At 57.5% G+C, this 530-nt stretch carries 1 protein-coding gene; it reads left to right on the top strand.

Annotated features, from left to right (window positions below; translation table 11 throughout):
• The coding region (locus EN846_RS33570) for an ankyrin repeat domain-containing protein (protein ID WP_135914106.1) at positions 1-530 on the top strand (530 nt) is incomplete at both ends.

Below are 530 nucleotides of genomic sequence, written 5' to 3'. Positions count from 1 at the left end.
CCTGCCCTGATGCCGGCTTTGGCTAAACGCAGGATCGACTTGATCAAACTGTTGCTGGACGGAGGCGCAAATCCAAATTCGAAACGCAGCCGCGAAAACGCGATCCACATCGCGGTCAATCTCGGTTGCCTCGATTGCGTGAAGGCACTGGTCGAGGCCGGCGCGGACGTGAATGCGAAGACAAAGGACGGCAAGACACCGATCCATCTGGCAAGATTCAAAGGGCTGCGCGAAATCGCTGACTATCTCATGGCGCACGGCGTCGTCTTGCCAACGCCATCCCCGATCTCGATGAAGTTGGCCACTGCCGATATTGAGAAAGGCCAAACCTCCTTCACCCACCTGTGTGCCGGTTGCCACAATGTCGAGCCACAGGGAGGGACCAAGACGGGGCCGAACTTGTGGAGCGTCGTCGGCCGCGACAAGGCCTCCATGACGAAAATGCGTTATTCCGAGACTTTGCTGGGCTGGGAAGGCGTGTGGACGTACGAGGACCTGAACAAATATCTGCTTGAGCCCATGGTCACTAC

Source organism: Mesorhizobium sp. M4B.F.Ca.ET.203.01.1.1 (genome assembly GCF_004791025.1).
Classification (GTDB): Bacteria; Pseudomonadota; Alphaproteobacteria; order Rhizobiales; family Rhizobiaceae; genus Mesorhizobium; species Mesorhizobium abyssinicae.
Note: the sequence above shows the minus strand (reverse complement) of the source record. Positions and strands in the feature narration are given on the sequence as shown.